10 protein-coding genes are annotated in these 18,497 nt (G+C 41.9%); 5 read left to right on the forward strand and 5 right to left on the reverse strand.

Going from position 1 to position 18,497, the window contains the following annotated elements:
* Positions 1-187 precede the first annotated feature (187 nt).
* Entirely contained in the window at positions 188-2,314 is a 2,127-nt protein-coding gene (locus tag BLS23_RS07605) for a S8 family serine peptidase (protein ID WP_089651949.1), read from the reverse strand.
* Between the two features lie 173 nt (positions 2,315-2,487).
* Here BLS23_RS07605 and BLS23_RS07610 point away from each other — a divergent pair, with 173 nt between their 5' ends.
* A complete protein-coding gene (locus tag BLS23_RS07610; protein WP_089651950.1) occupies positions 2,488-4,131 on the forward strand; it encodes an S-layer homology domain-containing protein in 1,644 nt (547 codons plus the stop codon).
* Between the two features lie 4 nt (positions 4,132-4,135).
* Positions 4,136-4,375 carry a DUF3006 domain-containing protein gene (locus tag BLS23_RS07615; protein WP_089651951.1) on the forward strand — a complete coding sequence of 80 codons (240 nt, stop codon included), beginning with the start codon at positions 4,136-4,138 and terminating at the stop codon, positions 4,373-4,375.
* 125 nt (positions 4,376-4,500) lie between these two features.
* Here the strand turns inward: BLS23_RS07615 and BLS23_RS07620 are convergent, their stop codons facing one another.
* From BLS23_RS07620 to BLS23_RS07635, 4 genes are all read right to left on the reverse strand, one after another.
* Positions 4,501-6,708, reverse strand: coding sequence for a 5'-nucleotidase C-terminal domain-containing protein (locus BLS23_RS07620; protein WP_089651952.1), 2,208 nt, complete (start codon positions 6,706-6,708; stop codon positions 4,501-4,503).
* Positions 6,709-6,945: 237 nt separating this feature from the next.
* Complete coding sequence (locus tag BLS23_RS07625) at positions 6,946-10,203, reverse strand: S-layer homology domain-containing protein (RefSeq protein WP_089651953.1); 3,258 nt, start codon at positions 10,201-10,203, stop codon at positions 6,946-6,948.
* 425 nt (positions 10,204-10,628) lie between these two features.
* A complete protein-coding gene (locus BLS23_RS07630) occupies positions 10,629-12,278 on the reverse strand; it encodes a S8 family peptidase (RefSeq protein WP_089651954.1) in 1,650 nt (549 codons plus the stop codon).
* A gap of 73 nt (positions 12,279-12,351) precedes the next feature.
* Positions 12,352-13,788, reverse strand: coding sequence for an N-acetylmuramoyl-L-alanine amidase (locus tag BLS23_RS07635; protein WP_167356040.1), 1,437 nt, complete (start codon positions 13,786-13,788; stop codon positions 12,352-12,354).
* Positions 13,789-14,144: 356 nt separating this feature from the next.
* On the opposite strand from BLS23_RS07635, the gene BLS23_RS07640 reads away from it, so the two are divergent.
* The 3 genes from BLS23_RS07640 to BLS23_RS07650 all read left to right on the forward strand — a co-directional run bounded on the left by BLS23_RS07640 (position 14,145) and on the right by BLS23_RS07650 (position 18,442).
* Positions 14,145-16,058, forward strand: coding sequence for an S-layer homology domain-containing protein (locus BLS23_RS07640; protein WP_089651956.1), 1,914 nt, complete (start codon positions 14,145-14,147; stop codon positions 16,056-16,058).
* A 105-nt stretch (positions 16,059-16,163) separates the two neighbouring features.
* Positions 16,164-16,895, forward strand: a complete 732-nt coding sequence (locus BLS23_RS07645; RefSeq protein WP_089651957.1) for a WecB/TagA/CpsF family glycosyltransferase — start codon at positions 16,164-16,166, stop codon at positions 16,893-16,895.
* A complete protein-coding gene (locus tag BLS23_RS07650) occupies positions 16,892-18,442 on the forward strand; it encodes a putative polysaccharide biosynthesis protein (RefSeq protein WP_089651958.1) in 1,551 nt (516 codons plus the stop codon). Before BLS23_RS07645 ends, BLS23_RS07650 begins: the two co-directional genes overlap by 4 nt.
* The last annotated feature ends 55 nt before the right edge of the window (positions 18,443-18,497 follow it).

Consider the following 18,497-nt stretch of genomic DNA (forward strand, 5'->3'; position numbering starts at 1 on the left):
TTTTGATACCTCTGAATCACTAGATTAGTATATGATTTTATCGTTTATTTCTTATAACTTTGATCACACCTGTTTTCATCTAAGTCATTTGAAGTTCATTCGACTGATTATTTGAGAGATATCTTGCCTGTTTAAAACTAGACGACCTAACAAAGCCAGCTTCTTGGATAGAAGCTGGCTTTTTCTTTTACCTATTATTCTGTAATAAACGAGCCATGAGCGTTGCAAATTCAGCGCGGTTGATTTCTTTCTTAGGACGGAATGTACCGTCTGGAAAACCTGATACGAGGTCGTTGGATTCTAGGATGGAAATCGGTTCATACGACCATGTTCCCTCTTGAATATCCGTAAACTCATTCTCCTTATCGCCTGTTAACTCGTAAGCACGGACAACCAAGCTCGCCATTTCTTCACGTGATAAAGCTCTGTTCGGTTTGAATGTCCCGTCGTCATAGCCAAGAAAGATTCCCTCTTCTTCCATCGCTCCTATATACTTCGCTGCCCAATGGTCGGGGCTGACATCAGAAAAGCGTGATTCTTTCAGTGGTAAATCCATCTCTTTGGCAATCATGACCGAAGCAGATGCGCGTGTAATCGAATCTTTGAAACCAAAATTGCCATTTGGGTAGCCGACCATTAATTCTTCTTCTACTAGATCATTGATATAAGATTCAGCCCACGTCCCTTTGACGTCCGGGAACGTTTGAGCTGCTGGTTCATATTCACGATTTGGAGTCGTTACATTCAGTTTGTAAGATTTTGATGACCAATGATTGTAATATTCAAAGACCTGCAAGTGATATTGACCTGGTTCTGCTGTAAATGTGTAGGATTCCTTCTCACCTTTTCCATAGTCATCCAGGATGGTGTGGTTTCCTTCTTCGTCTACAAGAACTCCCACCAGGTCCATATGGTCATCCAACTGGTCAAGGCTGATCTTTGTTTCTCCATCTCCCTCAACCTCGAACGTGTACCAGTCTGTGTCTCCCGGTTTTCCAATTCGGTTGCTTACGTCTGTACTTGTCATCTGGTAAGCATCTCCATACGTGTCCGCTGCATCTGCACTTGAGTCATAGGGCTGACTATTGATAGATAGAGATGCATCAGGAATACCGAATCCCTCATATAAGTTCCAAGTCACTCCCGTAAACGTCTTCGCTGTATTTTGCATGGCCCACTCAATTTCCGAAGGATCCCAGGAAGGATGATGACTTTTCACTAAACTTGCCACTCCCGCCACAAGAGGAGATGAAAAGGAAGTCCCATCATTATAGGCATAGCCTCCTTTGTAATGGGTACTTACTAAGTTCTGTCCCGGGGCTGTCAAATCAATCCAGTTTCCATAATTAGAAAAGCTTGTTGGGCGATCCATTTCGTCTGTTGCCGCAACACTGATGACTGGTCGATAAGAAGCTGGATACGCAGGTTTGGAAGAGTCATCATTGGATGCAGCAGCTACCAATACAATCCCCTTTTTATAGGCTTCATAGAGGGCCTCCCGCTCACTGTCCATCTTTTGATAACTGGAGTAGCTCATGTTGATCACATCGACACCTTGATCAATAGCATGGTAGATCGCATCCAAACTTGCGGAAAAACTGACATTCCCTTCATTTCCAGCTACTTTCAAGGGAAGGATTTTAGCTGATGGATTCACACCGACAATTCCTTCATTATTTGCATTCGCTGTAATTAATCCAGCAATATGGGTTCCATGGCCATGATCATCCGAGGAATCTGTTGTATCATCTAAAAAGTTATAACCCGGTAAGATCTTCCCCTTCAAATCGGGATGATCAGCGTTCACTCCTGTATCCAAAACAGCGATCACTGTATCATGGGAGCCGCGCATCCCCCAAACCCCACTCATATTTAAAGGATCGAATTGCCATTGTTCCTCGTAATAAGGGTCTTGAGGTGCAGCAGTCGATGTTCGGATATAGTTCGGTTCCACACGTTGAAGATTCGCTTCACTTTTCAGTTTCTGCAAAACTTCCTGGTAATTTTGTGATTCCGGCACTTGAAGTACATGAAAGTTTCGCTTACTTAGCGCCTCTGATACATCCAGTGGCTTTAGATTATATGTATGTATAACGTGTTGAACGGAGGTTTTACTTCCTTTCACTACTATACTACGTTGGTCTATTTGTGATAGATCTACTCTCAATGAACTTTTTTGGTATTGTTCCTTTTCATAGGATTCTTGGATGTTTTGAAAATCTGATGATGCATTTACCTTCGTATGAATGAAGACACCCGACAAAGTTATCATAAAACAAGTAATTAGCACTAAAAACAGGGGTCTTTTTATCATGAGAGTTCCTCCTACTATTCTATTTCTTGTAATCTAATTGTAACATAAACGGCTGATTATAAGATTTATGTTACAAAAGTTGTCAATCTTTTACTTTTTATTTACATAACCACTCTATAATGTTAATTTCCTAGTATTAGAGATATTAAACATAAAATGAGGAGGAAACTTGGATGAGGTTTTTAACAACATGGATCATCATGCTCACCCTTTTGTTAACTGGACAGTGGAATATGGTGAGCGCGGAAGAAACCTTTCATGATTTAGACCAGACGCCATGGGCGAAAGAAGAAATTTTATACCTTAATGATGAAGGAATTATCAACGGCTACGGAAATGGCTTATTTGGGCCGAGGGATCCCATTACACGCCAGCAGGCAGCCATGATGCTCGTGAATGACTTGTATCCGAATGAAACGCCTCAATCTCACCCGGATTTCAGTGATCTGGATAAAGATAGTATTTATTATGAGGCCATAGCCATTGCAGAAGAAAAAGGACTGGTCAGTGGTTACCCGGATGGTACATTCAGAGGATCAGCACCCATCACCCGTGCCGAAGCTTCTTACATGATCGACCAAGCCTATGACGTTGAAGGGACAGATCACACAGCAACATTTAATGATCTGGAATATCACTGGGCCAAAGAATCAATCGAAGAATTGGCTTCACTTCAAATCATTAATGGTTATCGAGATGGTTCTTTCCAACCGCAGAAATCAATCATTCGTGCTGAGTTTTCTGTTATCCTTGCATTTACTATTAATGAAGATTTACGGCCAGACCCTGAAATGAAGGCTCATTTTATTGATGTTGGCCAGGGAGACAGCACACTGATTGAAACACCTTCAGGAAAAACGATCCTGATTGATGGTGGCAGGAAATCTGCGGGAGAAGAAGTCGTGGATTACTTGTCTAAGGCAGGAATCGATACAATTGATTTACTTGTCGCCACTCACCCGGATGCGGACCATATCGGTGGATTGATTGATGTTATGGAAAACATCAAAGTAAATAAAGTCCTGGATAGCGGAAAGACGCATACGACGGATACGTATTTTGAGTATTTGGATTTAATTGAGAGAAAAGATATTCCTCTTGAAATAGCGGAAGAAGGAACTACTTTAGATTTTTCACAACTGGACATTAAAGTCCTTAATTCTGAAAATACATCGAGTGATAACAATGAGTCATCGATTGTATTGAAGGCCTCCTATGATGAGATTGATTTCTTATTAACAGGGGATGCTACGGTAGAAAACGAACAAACGATGAGTCGTTTATATGATGTCGAAGCAGAAATCCTAAAGGTCGGCCACCATGGAGCTGAGACCTCGACTTCAGATGAATTTGTCCATTATGTAGACCCGGAAGTCGGGATTTTATCTTATGGGGACAACCATTACGGTCACCCTGAATCCGAAGTAACCAACCGCTTATGGGATCACGGAACGGATCTTTATTCCACATGTGATACAGGCGACATTACTATCACTACAAATGGAACCACTTATGATGTCCATGGTTCTTCCTTTGACGGAAGTGATGAATGTACGACTGAAGACAATGATAATGATTCAGGATCTGGTGGTGGAAATGGATCCGATGATGGAGAGGTCTCCTATCCTATCAATGTAAATACTGCTGGTTTTGAATTGCTTCAGGAAATTACAGGCGTCGGCCCGACAATAGCCCAAAATATTATTGATTATCGAAATGCGAATGGTCCATTTGAGACGTATAGCGAATTGTTAAATGTCAGCTATATTGGAGAAGTTACATTAGAAGAAATGCGACCAGAAATTACACTGGGGTGATCTTATGCCAACGTACACGATCGATCGGTTTGAAGGTAACAAGGCTGTCTTGTTGTTAAAAGGAAACGAGGCTACAGAAAAACTGGTAGATCGAAATTTATTACCCGAGTCTGCTAAAGAAGGAGACCTACTAGAGACATCTGACATCGGTGACTACCGTATCCTTCAAAAGCAAACCAAAAAACGCAGACAACAAGCCAAAGCAAAACTAGAAGCCCTGAAAAACCGCCCCAACTCCAAGTGAATATCAATGGTAAACATTGCCACACCAGGTCATCCATATATTGGATGACCTGGTGTGGCATTTTATTCCATATATTCACATTAAAAAAACGCAGGAGAGATTATCTCCTGCGTTTTCCTTGTTTTTTATTGTTCCTCTGATGCTACGTCTACGATACGATCTTCAATTACTGGTGTTACCTCTCCTAGTTCAGCAACATAGTCACGGAAGTTCTCCCAGTCTGATGAACCTAGGTCTGTCACGCGCCCTTCTTCATAGGCGTTGGCAAAGACATCGTAACCATCTCCGCCTTTAGCTGTGAATGCGTTTGTTGCAACCGTATAAGTCGCAGACTCATCTAATGCAACCCATTCTCCATCAACATTCAGCTCAACAGATTGTACGCGTTCACCAACAGCTAGGGAGCTGTCGTACGTATAGTTCAACCCAGAAACTTGCAGGAATCCACCAGATTCTTTAGGTGCATTGCTCACACTGTGCTCTAATGCTTCCATAATTTCAGCGCCGGACAGTTCCATAGTTGCAAGTGTATTACCAAATGGCATAACCGTTAAGATCTCACCAATCGTAATTGGTCCTTTGTCAATCGCTTCACGAATTCCGCCACTGTTTTGGAAGGCTGCGACTGTATCCGGGTTGTACTCTTTCGCTTTATCCAGCATTCCATCGGTGATGAGGTTACCCAGTGCCGTTTCACTGTTACGCACACTGATTTCGTCGCCATCTTCCAGACGTGGATTCGGGAAGGCTTCTGTAGCAACAGCTCCACTCTCTTCGTCACGGATATCCTCGATCTTGGAAGTGTATTTTTCAAGAGCGGCAGCCGCTTCAGCGTTTGCTTCTTTTTCACTCACATCGATCAAGTCGCCCGCGTAACCGACGACGACACCTTCATCATCGAATTCTACATCCAATGTACCCAGGTAGTCTCCATATTGGCCGGCTTGAACGATGACGGTTGGATCTTTAGGATCTCCATTCTCATCGGTTGTCACTTCCACTGGTTCTGAAAGTTTCGAATGACTGTGCCCTCCGACAATTACGTCAATTCCATCCACTTCGGCCAACAACTGATCATTGTCATAGTTCGGGTTATCATCGTACCCAATGTGTGTCAGAGCAACAATCTTATCAACACCAAGGGCTTCCAGTGCTTTCACTCGCTCTTCAGCTGTATCAATATAGTTATCGAAAGTAATAGCTTCAGGACTAGAGATATCAGCCGTTTCTTCTGTCGTCAATCCGAAGAAACCAACTTCTTCCCCGCCTACTTCTTTAATGACACTATTGTAGATTTCACCATCTGCAGGCTTCTTGCTGATGTAGCTGTTATAAAGTCCTTTCATGTTCTCATCCTGAGAGAAGTTCACGTTCGAACTTACAAAAGGAAAATCTGCTCCTTCGACGAAATCAGCAAGAGCCTTATGTCCCTCTGCACTTGAACCAAGATCGAATTCGTGGTTTCCAAGTGTCATCAGATCGTAACCCATCATATTCATAAATTCTAAATCTGCCTGGCCTTTGAATTCATTAAAATATAGAGTTCCAGAGAAAACATCCCCAGCGTCAAGAAGGAGTGCATCCGGATTTTCTGCTCTCACTTCATTTACGGCTGTCACACGTTTAGCGACATCATCCAAGTGAGCATGCGTATCATTGGTGTGCATTAAAGAAAGTTCAAAATGTTCATCACCTAGTGTGAATCCATACTCATAATCTGTGTTCGCAAGCAACCAGGCGAAGTCCCCTCTGCGGATGTCATCCTTCGGTCCAAATTTCGTCTCACTTTGACCGCTTACGAGATCAAGATTATAAAGGGTCGCAATGGCATCTTCATACCAGGCACCTTCTTGGACATCTTCAAATGGATGTTCGCTTGCATCACTCTCAAGACCATAGGCTTCTACAATCAATTGAGCAAATTCACCACGAGTCATTTCTTTTTTCGGTTGGAAAGTACCGTCTTCCATACCGCTGATGTACCCCGCTTCATGTAGGGCATTGATGGAGGCAGCGTACCAATCTCCTTCATATACATCAGAAAAAGTAGAACCCTCTCCTGTTTCCATATCTAAATCAAGAATTCTAGCCATCATGACTGCTGCCTCCGCACGAGTGACAGAAGAATACAATTGGAAAGTTCCGTCTTCGTAACCGGTTACAACTCCAGCTTCAGCTAGAGCATGAATCACATCATGGTAGGGATGATCGGAAGGGACATCTGGAAATACATCCTCTGCGGATACACTTGTACCTGGGGCTACAGCTGATGCAACTAGAGCGGCACTCACTGAGGATAGGAATAAAGCACTTTTCTTATTAACTTTCTTCATTAAAATGACTCCTCCTTGAATATATATTCTGGCGGACTTCGGTCCCATTCTATGTAACTTAATAAGGGACAAATACCCCCATACATTTCTATCTTACAAGAATTTTCTATCATTTCCTACACAATTTTCATAACTTTAAAGATTTTCAAACGATTTCTTTACAAATTTTGTACTTTCAAAGATTCATAAAAAACCCTGCAGAGAATATCCTCTGCAGGGTTGATAAGCTTGATTAAATTAGCGAGATGTAGAAGTTAGAGAGAAATTGATGTTATCAAGATCTGTATCTTCTACGGATACCTCTTGGTCGCCTACATAAGTACCGTCAGCGAAGACAGCTACTTCGTAGTTACCGTTTGGTACGTCTAGGGAATAAGATTCAGTAACACCAGAATCTTTAGCAACAACATTTCCATTTTCATCGATTGCTGCTACAACAACGTCTGATCCATTAAGTCCTGTAACTGTACCAGATACGTTGAATAGAAGGTCATTTTCAGTGTTTTGAACTGTGATACGCTCGTAAACTGTTTCGTTCTTACCAACGGATAAACCGAACTCTGTATCGTTGTAAACGCCAGCATCACCGTCTACATCTACTGTGTATGTTCCTTCAGAAAGGTAAGCTGGAGTTACGAAGCTACCTGCTTTAGAACTGTTTACAGAGTAAACGTTATCAGCGGTTGTTGTTGGGTCATCCCACTTATCTGTAATCGTAACATCAACATCGTTTCCAGACACTTTATTACCTAGTGTATCTACCAATGTAAGGTTAGCGATTGCTTGAGATCCGCCTTCAACAGCGAAGTTAAGCGTTTGCTCTCCTTTATTAGCAGTGATTGTATCTGTAACTGTTTCGAAGACACCTGGTCCACGAACGACGAATGTGTAAGATCCTTCCGCTAGATCTTCATCATCACCAATCATGTAAGTACCTTTATTTGCAGCATCATCCCACTTAACTCCATCTACTGCAACTAGAGTACCATTTTGATTGTAAACATATACATTACCAAAGACTTCTTCGTTCTCAAGATCTCCGTCATAACGTACATATCCTTCTACAGTAACTTCTGGATCAGCTTTGATTCCGAAATCAGCTGGAGATTGGTCTGTGAATTCTACAACTTCAAACTCTTCTGATGTTTTAGACTCAAAGTTTGGTGCAGATACTTTGATTGTATATTTACCAGGTTCAACGCTATCGAAGAATGGAGAATTAGGTGCAATTGTGAAATCACCTGTTCCATCATTTACAGCATCCAATTCAAGGTAATTTGAAGTCTTAACTGTTTCACCATCAGCATTTACAAGTTCAGCATTAACAGGAACATGCGTGCCTTCAGGAAGATCAAGTGCTTTTCCGTCATTATCCAACAATGCTACATCTGCAGAAGCCGTTCCTGCTGGTTCAACTTCTAGTGATGGAGAAGTTGTTTTGTCTTTAACAACGGTAACAGTTTCAGAAACTGGCTCAAGGATGTAATCACCCTTAACTTCAAACTTGTAATCAGTAGTTTCTGCTGTATCAAAATCATAAGAAGCTACTAGGGCATTGCTATCTTTTTTATATTCTAGGTCGCCATCATTTAATGTATCAACTAATACTTCCACTCCGTTTACCTCTTTGTAAACGTTAAGGCTTCCAGCGAATGTTTCACCTGTAGAATCAGAAGGGAAGCTAGTGAATGTGCTTGTAGCTTGTACTTCCTGCGCTGCTTCTAGAGAAACAGTGGAAGTCGTGTTATTTCCTTCAGTAACTTCAACAGCTACAATCTCAGTTGCAGCGTCAGCATCGTTGATACGAAGGAAGTATGTTCCAGATGGAAGAGTTACTACTTCTTTACCGAATGCTTCAACCAAGTTGAATTCTGCTTCGTATTTATCGTTACTGTTCTTAGTATCATCACTAAGATCTGCATCTTCAAGGGAAGCTAGTACACTGGATCCATCTACATCAAGAAGTTCTACGGAACCGTTTTGAGTGTTCCAAACACCTGAAAGGTTCATAGATTCGATTTCTTTAACTGGAGTAAACTCAGTTCCAACTGTTGTAAGAGCCATGTCATCACTAGAAGTGAACTCTGTTGTAGTCTCGTGGTAAACCTCGTCAAGGTTACTGCTTGAAAGGTCTTTAGAAACTACTACGCGGTACTCACTGTCTGTGCTGATTTCGTTCACACGCTGGTTCAAGACGTTCTTAAACTCTACAGATGTGCGGCCATCGTCAGCAGAAACACCACTGTTATAGAATCCGTACTTGCCATCTTCTAGTGTAGTTGCCGTACCAAGGTTCAGCCACTCATCACCATTCTTCTCTTGAAGAGTAACTTCAGCCCCTTCAACAGACTCACCAGTCTTGTCATCAACGATGTTACCTTCAATCGCTAGTTCACTTACGTTTACAAGCTCAAGAGAAATGTTCTCAGCCGTTTTGTGGTTACGAGTAACATTTACTTCTTCCGTCTTCGTGAAGTAACCTTCTTTGCTTACTTCAATTTCAACTAGTCCTGGAGTTGCTGGGATGGAATAATAACCATTTGAATCAGCAACTACTTCTTCGTCACCGACTTTAACTGTCGCGCCAGGAGTTACGAAACCTTGGATAGCTGTATCCGCTTCAACATCAGGATCGTCTCCATCGTCACCAGGGTTGTCTGGAGCGTCAAAGTCAACGGTTACTGTGTACATTTCACCTTTGTATTCAACAGTTACTTCGTTTTCACCGTCAACAAGTACTTCATCGAGATCGTACTCCATCGTTTCACCGTCAGAGAACGTTACAGAAATTGTATCTTTATCGACAACAGTCGCGCTGGATACTGTTACTTCTGGAGCATCCTCATCAAATAGGCTGCCGAATTCTTTTTCCACATTGTAAAGCAACCATGCAAAGTGATCACGACGCATGTCTTCCATCGGGCTGAACTCTGTTCCTTCTTGGTTCGTACCAGAAATTAGACCGTGTGCGTATAGAGTTTCGATTGCTTCTGTGTACCAAGCATCTCCATCTACATCTTCGAAAGTAGTATCGGCAGATTTTGTCGGAATGTCATATGCATTCACTAGAAGTACAGCAATTTGAGCACGGTTGATGTTATCAAGTGGACCGAATGTTCCATCCGGGTAACCGTTGATATCACCGGAAGCTACAAGTGCATTTACGTACTCTGCATACCAAGCTTCTTGATCAACGTCAGGGAAGTCAGCCGCTGCAACGTCTGTATCAAGTTTAAGAGCTTTTGTAAGCATTACTGCTGCTTGACCGCGGTTGATGCTGTCTGTTGGGTGGAATTCTCCATCCGGATAACCGTTAATGACACCTTCAGCTACTAGTGCATTGATCGCTTCGTTGAACTGGTAACCGTCCGGAAGGTCAGGGAAGTTTGAATCCGTACTTGCAGAAACTGCAACTGGTGCTACCGCTGAAGCTACCATAGCAGCTGTCAATGATGTAGCAAACAATTTACGTTGTGACTTTGATTTGTAAGACATGTAAATAATTCCTCCTTGAATATACTATAAAATAATACTGATCCCAGAGACTCATAGATCGTAGATGCCATCATGAGTCTTTATGTATACAAATCTCCAAGATAAGTAATAAAACTACAACAAATTCCTGATGACACAAGTCTTAGTATATTTCACTTATAATGGAAGGTCAACCATTTTACCTAATAAATTGGAAGAAAATATTTTTAGTAGATTCGATTTCCAATTACAAACTCATTACATAGGTATACAACACAAAATAGGGTGTTCCTTCCAAAAGCGCCAATAAATTTACATAAATTTGGCGTTTACATAGAAAATATCGGCATAATGTATGAGATCTTTAACATTTTACTGGTATTTTTTCAAAAAAATAGCCCCACCGAATATATACTCGGTGGGGCTATTTCAATTTTATTCCTAGATTATTTCAATTCTATTACTTTATAAAGCATATAAACGACCTCGGATCTTGAGATGTTTTCCATAGGTCTAAAGGTCCCGTCTGGGTATCCATTAACAATTCCTGAGTCTTTCAGGGTGGTTACACTGTCGTAATAATAATCTTCTGTTGATATGTCCGGGAAAGATTCTAATTCTTTATCCTCCTCTATATTGAAAGCATAATGAATAAGAATAGCTATATCTCCACGTGTGACCGAATCTTTCGGCCTAAATGTGCCATCAGGATATCCATTAACAAATCCAGCATCAACCGCTGAGTCTATATATCCAGATCCAAATGTTTCTTTGGGGACATCCGAAAATCGTGTTTCTCTCTTTTCATTGTCTAAGTCCAGGATTCTACCGATTATGGAAACAACTTCTTCCCTCGTAATCTCTTTTTGTGGCATGAAAGAAGCATCTCTATATCCACTGATCCAATTGTTTCGAGCCATCAATTCAAGGGCTACGCTGTACCAACGGTCTCTTTCAAAATCAGAAAAAGGTGTGGTAGGTGCCTGGATCATCCCATGTCCGTAAATGTTATCTTTGCCATCCTCTCCAAGGTCCAAACTGTTATTGATCGCGATATTCAGCAGTTCGTCTTTATCGAACTCCGGGAACATTTCTTTATATAAGGTCAAAACGCCAGTGACGTGTGGGGCCGCCATTGAAGATCCACTCAGCGTTTCATAACCACTCTGTTGATCTTCCGTAGTGATATAGGTGCTCTTTATATTCATCCCAGGAGCCGTAAAATCAAGCGATGGCCCTCCATAGGTATAGCCAGAATCCGATTGGTCCTCTTCGACCGCCCCGACGCTTACGATCCCCGGATACCTGGCTGGATAAAGAACATCCGTTACATCATTGTATGTACATACATCTCTATTTCCAGAAGCAGCAACCACTATAATCCCTGCATCCTTCGCATCTTGCAACGCTTGTTTCGTTAGATCAGATGGAGTGCAAGCCGTCAAACTTAAGTTGATGATATCCATTTCTTTTTCTATGGCCCATTCAATCCCAGCAAGTACAGAGCTGACAAGACCATTTCCATCCTGGTCCAATACTTTCACCGCATAGAGTTGTGCTTTAGGAGCTATTCCTATCGTTCCTTCATCATCATCTAAAGCTCCGATAATTCCCGCTACATGGGTGCCGTGCCCATTATCATCTACAAATGTCTCGCCTTCCACAAAACTCGCTCCACCAGTGACCTTTAAATCTGGGTGATTTGTGTTAATCCCTGTATCAATGACAGCCACTTTCACTCCATCACCAGCCAGGCCGAGGTGTTCAGATTTTTGCGTGCCTACACTTGTGTATCCCCACCCTTCTTGTTGAGCACTTACTTTCACCTGCTGGTCTTCCTCAATAGAAGTAACCGCCTCTTCGTTTTCCAATAATGGAAGATCGTCTTGGTTTACCGTTACCGCTACTGCTCCTAACCGTTCATAATTATGATGAATCGTGTGAGGAATCTCGTCCAAGAAGCCCAACCCTTCATCCTTTTCGTATGTAAGAATCACTCTTTTTGGGTCTTCTATCTCGGTTGATGCAGTGACGAGGGATGGTGTTACAGCGACTACTAGAAAAGCGATCAAACAGACCTTTACCCATTCTTTCATTTAAGGACCTCCTAGGAATATAATCTATGAAGCTAAAAAAAAGAGAGCGGAACAAAATCCCGCTCTTCATTTATCAATCTCTCCAATTGTAATAATCAATGATCCCTAAAGCAATAGCTTGAGCCGCTTCTTCACGATAATGTTGAGTTTTAAGTTTTCTTGCATCATTATCGTTCGTAAGAAACCCGATCTCTGTCAAAACAGATGGTAGAGTGGTCGCTTTGATCACTCGATACCCTGCATTTTTGACTCCGCGGTTATTCATATCCATCGCTTTGTATAAACGATCATTGATAAATTTCGCCAGATAGTAACTCTTTCTTTCACGATCGGTCATGCCCGCCGCATAATAGAAAGTTTCAACCCCTGTCGCACTGCTCATGAATGCATTGGCATGGACACTGACAAAAGCATCTGCTTTGCCTTTTTGAGCAATGGCTACTCGTCCATCCAGAGATGGATACCAGTCACTCTGACGTGTCATCACCACATTGATCCCAGAGTCTTTCAGATAATCACGGACCATCAAAGAAACATCCAAAACGACTTCTTTTTCTACTAAGCCGTTGGCTGATGCACCTGGATCTTTGCCTCCATGCCCTGGATCAATGGCTACCGTTTGAGGTGTTGCCTCCCCTGGTTTAGCGACAAGATAATAGGTGTGGACATAGCCTTTTAGTCCCCCGTAAGAAACATAAGCCCAGTCCCCTTCAAGTTTATGAACTTTCACGGCGTTGCCTGTCGTTAATTTTCCAACGATATCGTAATCAATACTTGGACCTTGACGTACATTCAAAGAATCCGCAGTTACGATTCTTTCATCCAACACATCAAGGGTTTCATCTTTTGGCTCTTCTGGTTCTTGAGGTTCAGGCTTTTCTTCTGATGGTTCCTGAACAACGTAATCTCCATTTTCACTAATGGCTTTAGCAACTAAAATCGAGAACTCTTCTCGAGTCAGCTTATTGTACGGTTTGAATGTGCCGTCCGGGTACCCGACAGAAATCCCCGCGGAAGCGATGGAATTAATCGCTTCATAGTAAAGGCTGTCATTCGCAACATCAGGGAAAGATTTCTTCGTCTCCCCTTTAATATCAAAAGCCCGGGAAATGATAATAGCCATTTGAGCTCTCGTTACGGTTTCATTCGGGCGGAAGCTTCCATCGGAATGGCCTGTAATGATTCCTTTTTCTGTCGCAGAAGCTATGTAACCTGAAGCATACATATCAGAGGTGACATCTGGAAAAGTCGTTTTTTGTTTTGTGTTGTCTAAATTTAAAGCACGACCAATCATTGCTGTAGCTTCTTGTCTGGAAACAGGATTTTTCGGCTTGAATGTACCATCTGTATAACCAAAGATAATCTCTTTTTCTATTAAAAGATTAATGTTTTCTTTAGATCGATCCGGTATATCACTTAATGTCTCCGCAGAAACTTCTTGAATCGGATGGAAAATGACCAGGGACAAAACAGAAAGGGCAAACAGCAGACTTCCAATTTTCTTCAGCATAGTAATTCTCATGCTCCTTCTAAATAGTATTTTAGATTGTCCATAATCCTCGCGTTCACTTTGACATTTGTAAAAATGACTCACCGACCACTCCTTTATGGGTTCCTGTGCTATTTTGTAATTTTATGTAAACGAAACCAAATTTTTGTCTCTATTTATATCGTTCACTATATCAAGGAATTACATCATACGAAAGTCTCATTTTATGATTTTTTGTAGAATTATAGATTTATTTATCATGAAAAAGGGTATTTTCTCCTTCTTTTGACCCCACTTTTCCAAAAATTCTTGAATTAAACTATTCATCCTGTTCATTATTTGATAGATTAATAGTGGTAAATAAAGGAGGATGGATTGTGAAAAAAATATCGTTACTTATGCTTTTTCTCCTCTTCTTCGCGTCTTTCGGCTCCGCTGTTCATGCCGAAGATGACATCACAGGAACACCTTTCGAAGAAGACTTAAGAGCATTAATTGAAGCCGGAATTATGACCGGGTACGAAGATGGTACATATCAACCAGAGAAATCAGTCACTCGTGCAGAATTTACTGTTTTTATTAACAAAGCTTTAGAATTGGATGAAACGGAACTGGATGTTTCTCCTGATCATTTCAGTGATATCCAACCAGAAGATTGGTATTATGGCCCCATTATGACGGCTTACAGCCAAGGGTTAATCAATGGGTATCCGGATGGGACGTTCCGCCCTAAAGAAATCATTTCCCGCCAGGATATGGCGGTCATGATTATGAATGCGGCTGATTCCAAGAATGTCATTTCTGAACGGAAAGAGTTAGCCTTTGAAGATAACGACAAGATCCGTGATTATGCCGTTGAATCAGTAGAACGCTTGACGAGTTTAGGGATTATCAGCGGTAAGCAGCAAAAAGATGGAACGTTGTTCTTTGCCCCTTACGATGAAACTTCTCGTGGGGAAACGGCTGCTGTGATCAATCGTTTACTGAAAGTTCTTTATCCGCCTGTGGAGATGGACTTTAAAGTTGCGTCTCTTACTGAATTGGAAGATCCAGTGATTGAAGGCGAATATGAAACATATGAAGAAGCTGTGAAGAACGCTGAAGGTAACCAAGTTGTATTAAGAGGAAATCAGATCGTATGGATTTCAGAAGGAACAGCTGTGGCGAATGCTAAGGCTACCATTTTCACAAGCGAATCCTTTACTTCTCACGCCACTTACATCCAGGCTGGTATCGAGGTAGAGTTATTGAATGTAAATGAAGACTCTTTAGAAGTCAAAGTCGCAGATACAGAGGGTTTCGTTAAGAAAGAAGAATTCAACTTGATTCCAGCACATTTAGTTAAAGGTGAAAGCTACTATTCCGTTAAGGAAGGGAATCTCCACCACTATATTTACTTTCCTATCACAGATGACCTTAAGACTTACATGTACGGTCCTGCACCTTCTTTCATGAAAGAAGGCACCAAATACTATAGTGACAATGGGAATAGCTTTTACGATGAAAATGGAAATCATGCAGGGGAAGTTTATCAATACTTCAACCGCATGCCGTTGTACACAGAAACGAAATACACAGCTGAACAATTGAATGAGTATCTAGAATATGGACGTCCGGATAACATGCTGATTGGGACGGGGGAATCTTTCAAAAAGGCAGAAGAACTTCATGGCACGAATGCCCTTTACCTCATGGCACACGCTATTCATGAGAGTACATGGGGAACAAGCCAGATTGCAGTAACTAAAAATAATCTATTTGGGATTAATGCCATTGATTCAGATCCAATGGAAGGTGCAAAGACATATGATAATTATGAAACAGGTATTTTAGAAGCTGCTAAAGACTTTATTGTTCCAGGGTATTTCAACCAGGAGAATTGGAAAGCTAATGGAGCTCACTTAGGAAACAAGAGTTCCGGCATGAATGTCCGCTGGGCATCAGATCCTTATTGGGGACAGAAAATCGCTGGATTCATGTATCGAGCAGATGCCTATTTGAGCGAGAAATACGATACAGAGCCGGAATACGGTCAATATGAACTTGCAAAAACCGTAACATCAAACGTTAATGTCCGTTCTACGCCTGAAACAGGGACAGACAACTTGCTTTACCAAATGAAAAAACCTGCATCAAATGTGCAGATTCTAAACACCATAGAAGGAAATGGCACATGGTATGAAATCACGCCAAAAGCCTACAGTGACCATGATTATGAACAAGCTTACGTTTACAGTCACGGTTACGGTGCTTATGGAACGAGCTTAGAGAAGCTCCCAATAGCTGAATAATTCCGACTACACGAAAAACGGGGAGTAACAACTATATGTTACTCCCCGTTTTATGTTATATTATGGAGAGCATGAACGTGTAAATTAAAGGAGTCACATCATAAAATGAAGCAGGTAAACATTTTAGGAATACCTTTTACCAACATGGACCATATCACCTTAGTCCAACAATTACAAAAACATATAGAAAACAAGGAAAAATCCTTCGTCGTAACAGCAAACCCTGAAATTGTTATGCGTGCTCATGATGATTCCTATTATATGGACTGCCTTCAACGAGCTTCCTATATAACTGCTGATGGAATAGGTATTGTGAAAGCTTCACAACTCTTGAAAGCCCCTCTTCCTGAGCGGGTGACCGGTTATGATATTATGATGGAATTCCTTGAAAAAGCGAACGAAAACAACTATCGAATCTATTTGCTCGGCGCCAGAGGAGAAACACTGCATCGAGCTATAAAAAATATAAATATCGACTACCCGAATATCGAAGTGGTCGGCCATAGAAATGGGTACTTCACCTGGAATGATTGTTCCGTGGCGGAAGACATCAAAGAAAAGAAGCCGGATATTGTCTTTGTCGCTCTCGGCGTACCGAAACAGGAGCGATGGATCGCAGAAAACTTCTCTGACTTTGACCGGGGCGTATTCATTTGTGTGGGAGGAAGTATTGATGTCGTGGCTGGTGATGTGAAACGGGCACCCTTACGGTGGCAGAACATGAATTTAGAGTGGCTTTATCGCTTGCTCAAACAGCCGAGCCGTTGGAAACGGATGCTTGCTCTGCCGAGATTTGCCTACCAAGTCTTCCGACAAAGGTCTGATTCTCAATCGTGAAACCTTCTACTTTTCTAAAAAGCACCTTAATATTAACGGTAGCTACTCTACTATCAAAAATCTTAGGAAGTTTATTCCGTGTGCCTTTGCAAAATATTGCGGGAGACGAAGTGCTCGGGATTTTTAGTCTTGTCTATCCCGTTTATATGGTCGCTCTCATTCTTTCTGTAGCTGGAATCCCTATCGCTATTTCGAAGTTGATTGCTGAAGCACGAGCATCAGGAACAAAACAGGATATTTTTAATATCCAAAAGACTGCACGGATCCTTGGCTTGCTGCTGGGTGCATTCAGCCTGGGCATCATCCTGCTCTTTTCCCGTTCGATCTCCCAGCTGATTGGCGGTGTCTCGACAGAACCTGCTTTAATCGCTGTTTCCTTAACCTTACTCTTCGCTCCTTATATGGCTGTAGACCGGGGATTTTTCCAGGGGTATGAAGATATGAGACCTACAGCTGTCTCACAGGTCATTGAACAGTTCATTCGAGTGATTTTTATTATCGGTGTTGCTTCTTATATGGTTTCGTTAGAGTATAGCCCCCCTTATATAGCTGCTGGAGTGATGGTAAGTTCGCTATTAGGCGTACTCAGCTCCATGGCCTATTTAAAAACGCGACTATACCGTTCCGAAATGAAGGTTGACCGAAAATACAACTATAATCTGAATACATTTAAAGTCTGGGGAAGAAGAATTCTATCTGTCTCCCTGCCCATTGCCATAGGTACTATCACTATGGCTCTTTTTAACGTGGTCGATTCACTCACCGTCCCTCATTTCTTACGGACGGAAAGTGGAAGCGAAACCACCTATTTGTATGGCATCTACGGCCGTGGACTCGCGGTCGTGCAAATCGCGACCGTTTTCGCAACATCTGTTGTGCTTCCGCTGATTCCATCACTTACCAAACATTTAGAATCAAAGAATATAAAGGAAGCAAGAAAACTGATCGAGACGACGCGCTGGGCGACACATGTTTTGTCATGGCCGGCAGCAGTCCTTCTTCTCACCCTAGCTGTACCGATCAACGTTGCACTTTTCACCAACGCTGAAGGAAGTCTCATGCTGAGCATTACTGGCTTTTCCTCTGTATTCATCTCTATGACTCTCGTCGGAACAGCCATTTTACAAGGAATGAATGCTTCCCGGTTAGCGGCGACAATCATTCTGTTCGGTACTCTAATCAAAGCAATAGCCAATGCCGTTCTCGTTCCTTTTTACAGTATAGAAGGTGCTGCAATAGCAACATTGATTACTTACATTTTGATTGTAGTTATCAATAACAGGATGATCAGGAGACTTGTCGAAGTTCCTGTCTTTCCGGCACACTTGTTGAAAATTCTAGTGATGTCTGTCCTGTTGGGGGGAATGACGGCGACCACTTACTTACTTGCTAACCCCTTTGAATGGTCCAGAGTTTTCTCCTTTTCGTTCGTTGCCATGACCGGTTTACTTTTTGTAGTGGTTTACTGTCCATCGCTACTGAAGTTAAAGGCTTTCGACCATGAGATGATTCAGCATGTTCCTCTATTGTCGAAATGGCTTAAGTGATCGCTCTAGTTTAGTTGAAATTAATGATATAGAAGTTTTCTCCATACGTGTAAAC

The sequence above is a fragment of the Halobacillus aidingensis genome (assembly GCF_900104185.1).
GTDB lineage: Bacteria > Bacillota > Bacilli > Bacillales > Halobacillaceae > Halobacillus > Halobacillus aidingensis.

What these genes read in the sequence shown, in the direction of transcription:
- BLS23_RS07605 (WP_089651949.1), bottom strand. Translation starts at nt 2,314, where the DNA reads ATGATAAAAAGACCCCTGTTTTTAGTGCTAATTACTTGTTTTATGATA.
- BLS23_RS07610 (WP_089651950.1), top strand. Translation starts at nt 2,488, where the DNA reads ATGAGGTTTTTAACAACATGGATCATCATGCTCACCCTTTTGTTAACT.
- BLS23_RS07615 (WP_089651951.1), top strand. Translation starts at nt 4,136, where the DNA reads ATGCCAACGTACACGATCGATCGGTTTGAAGGTAACAAGGCTGTCTTG.
- BLS23_RS07620 (WP_089651952.1), bottom strand. Translation starts at nt 6,708, where the DNA reads ATGAAGAAAGTTAATAAGAAAAGTGCTTTATTCCTATCCTCAGTGAGT.
- BLS23_RS07625 (WP_089651953.1), bottom strand. Translation starts at nt 10,203, where the DNA reads ATGTCTTACAAATCAAAGTCACAACGTAAATTGTTTGCTACATCATTG.
- BLS23_RS07630 (WP_089651954.1), bottom strand. Translation starts at nt 12,278, where the DNA reads ATGAAAGAATGGGTAAAGGTCTGTTTGATCGCTTTTCTAGTAGTCGCT.
- BLS23_RS07635 (WP_167356040.1), bottom strand. Translation starts at nt 13,788, where the DNA reads ATGCTGAAGAAAATTGGAAGTCTGCTGTTTGCCCTTTCTGTTTTGTCC.
- BLS23_RS07645 (WP_089651957.1), top strand. Translation starts at nt 16,164, where the DNA reads ATGAAGCAGGTAAACATTTTAGGAATACCTTTTACCAACATGGACCAT.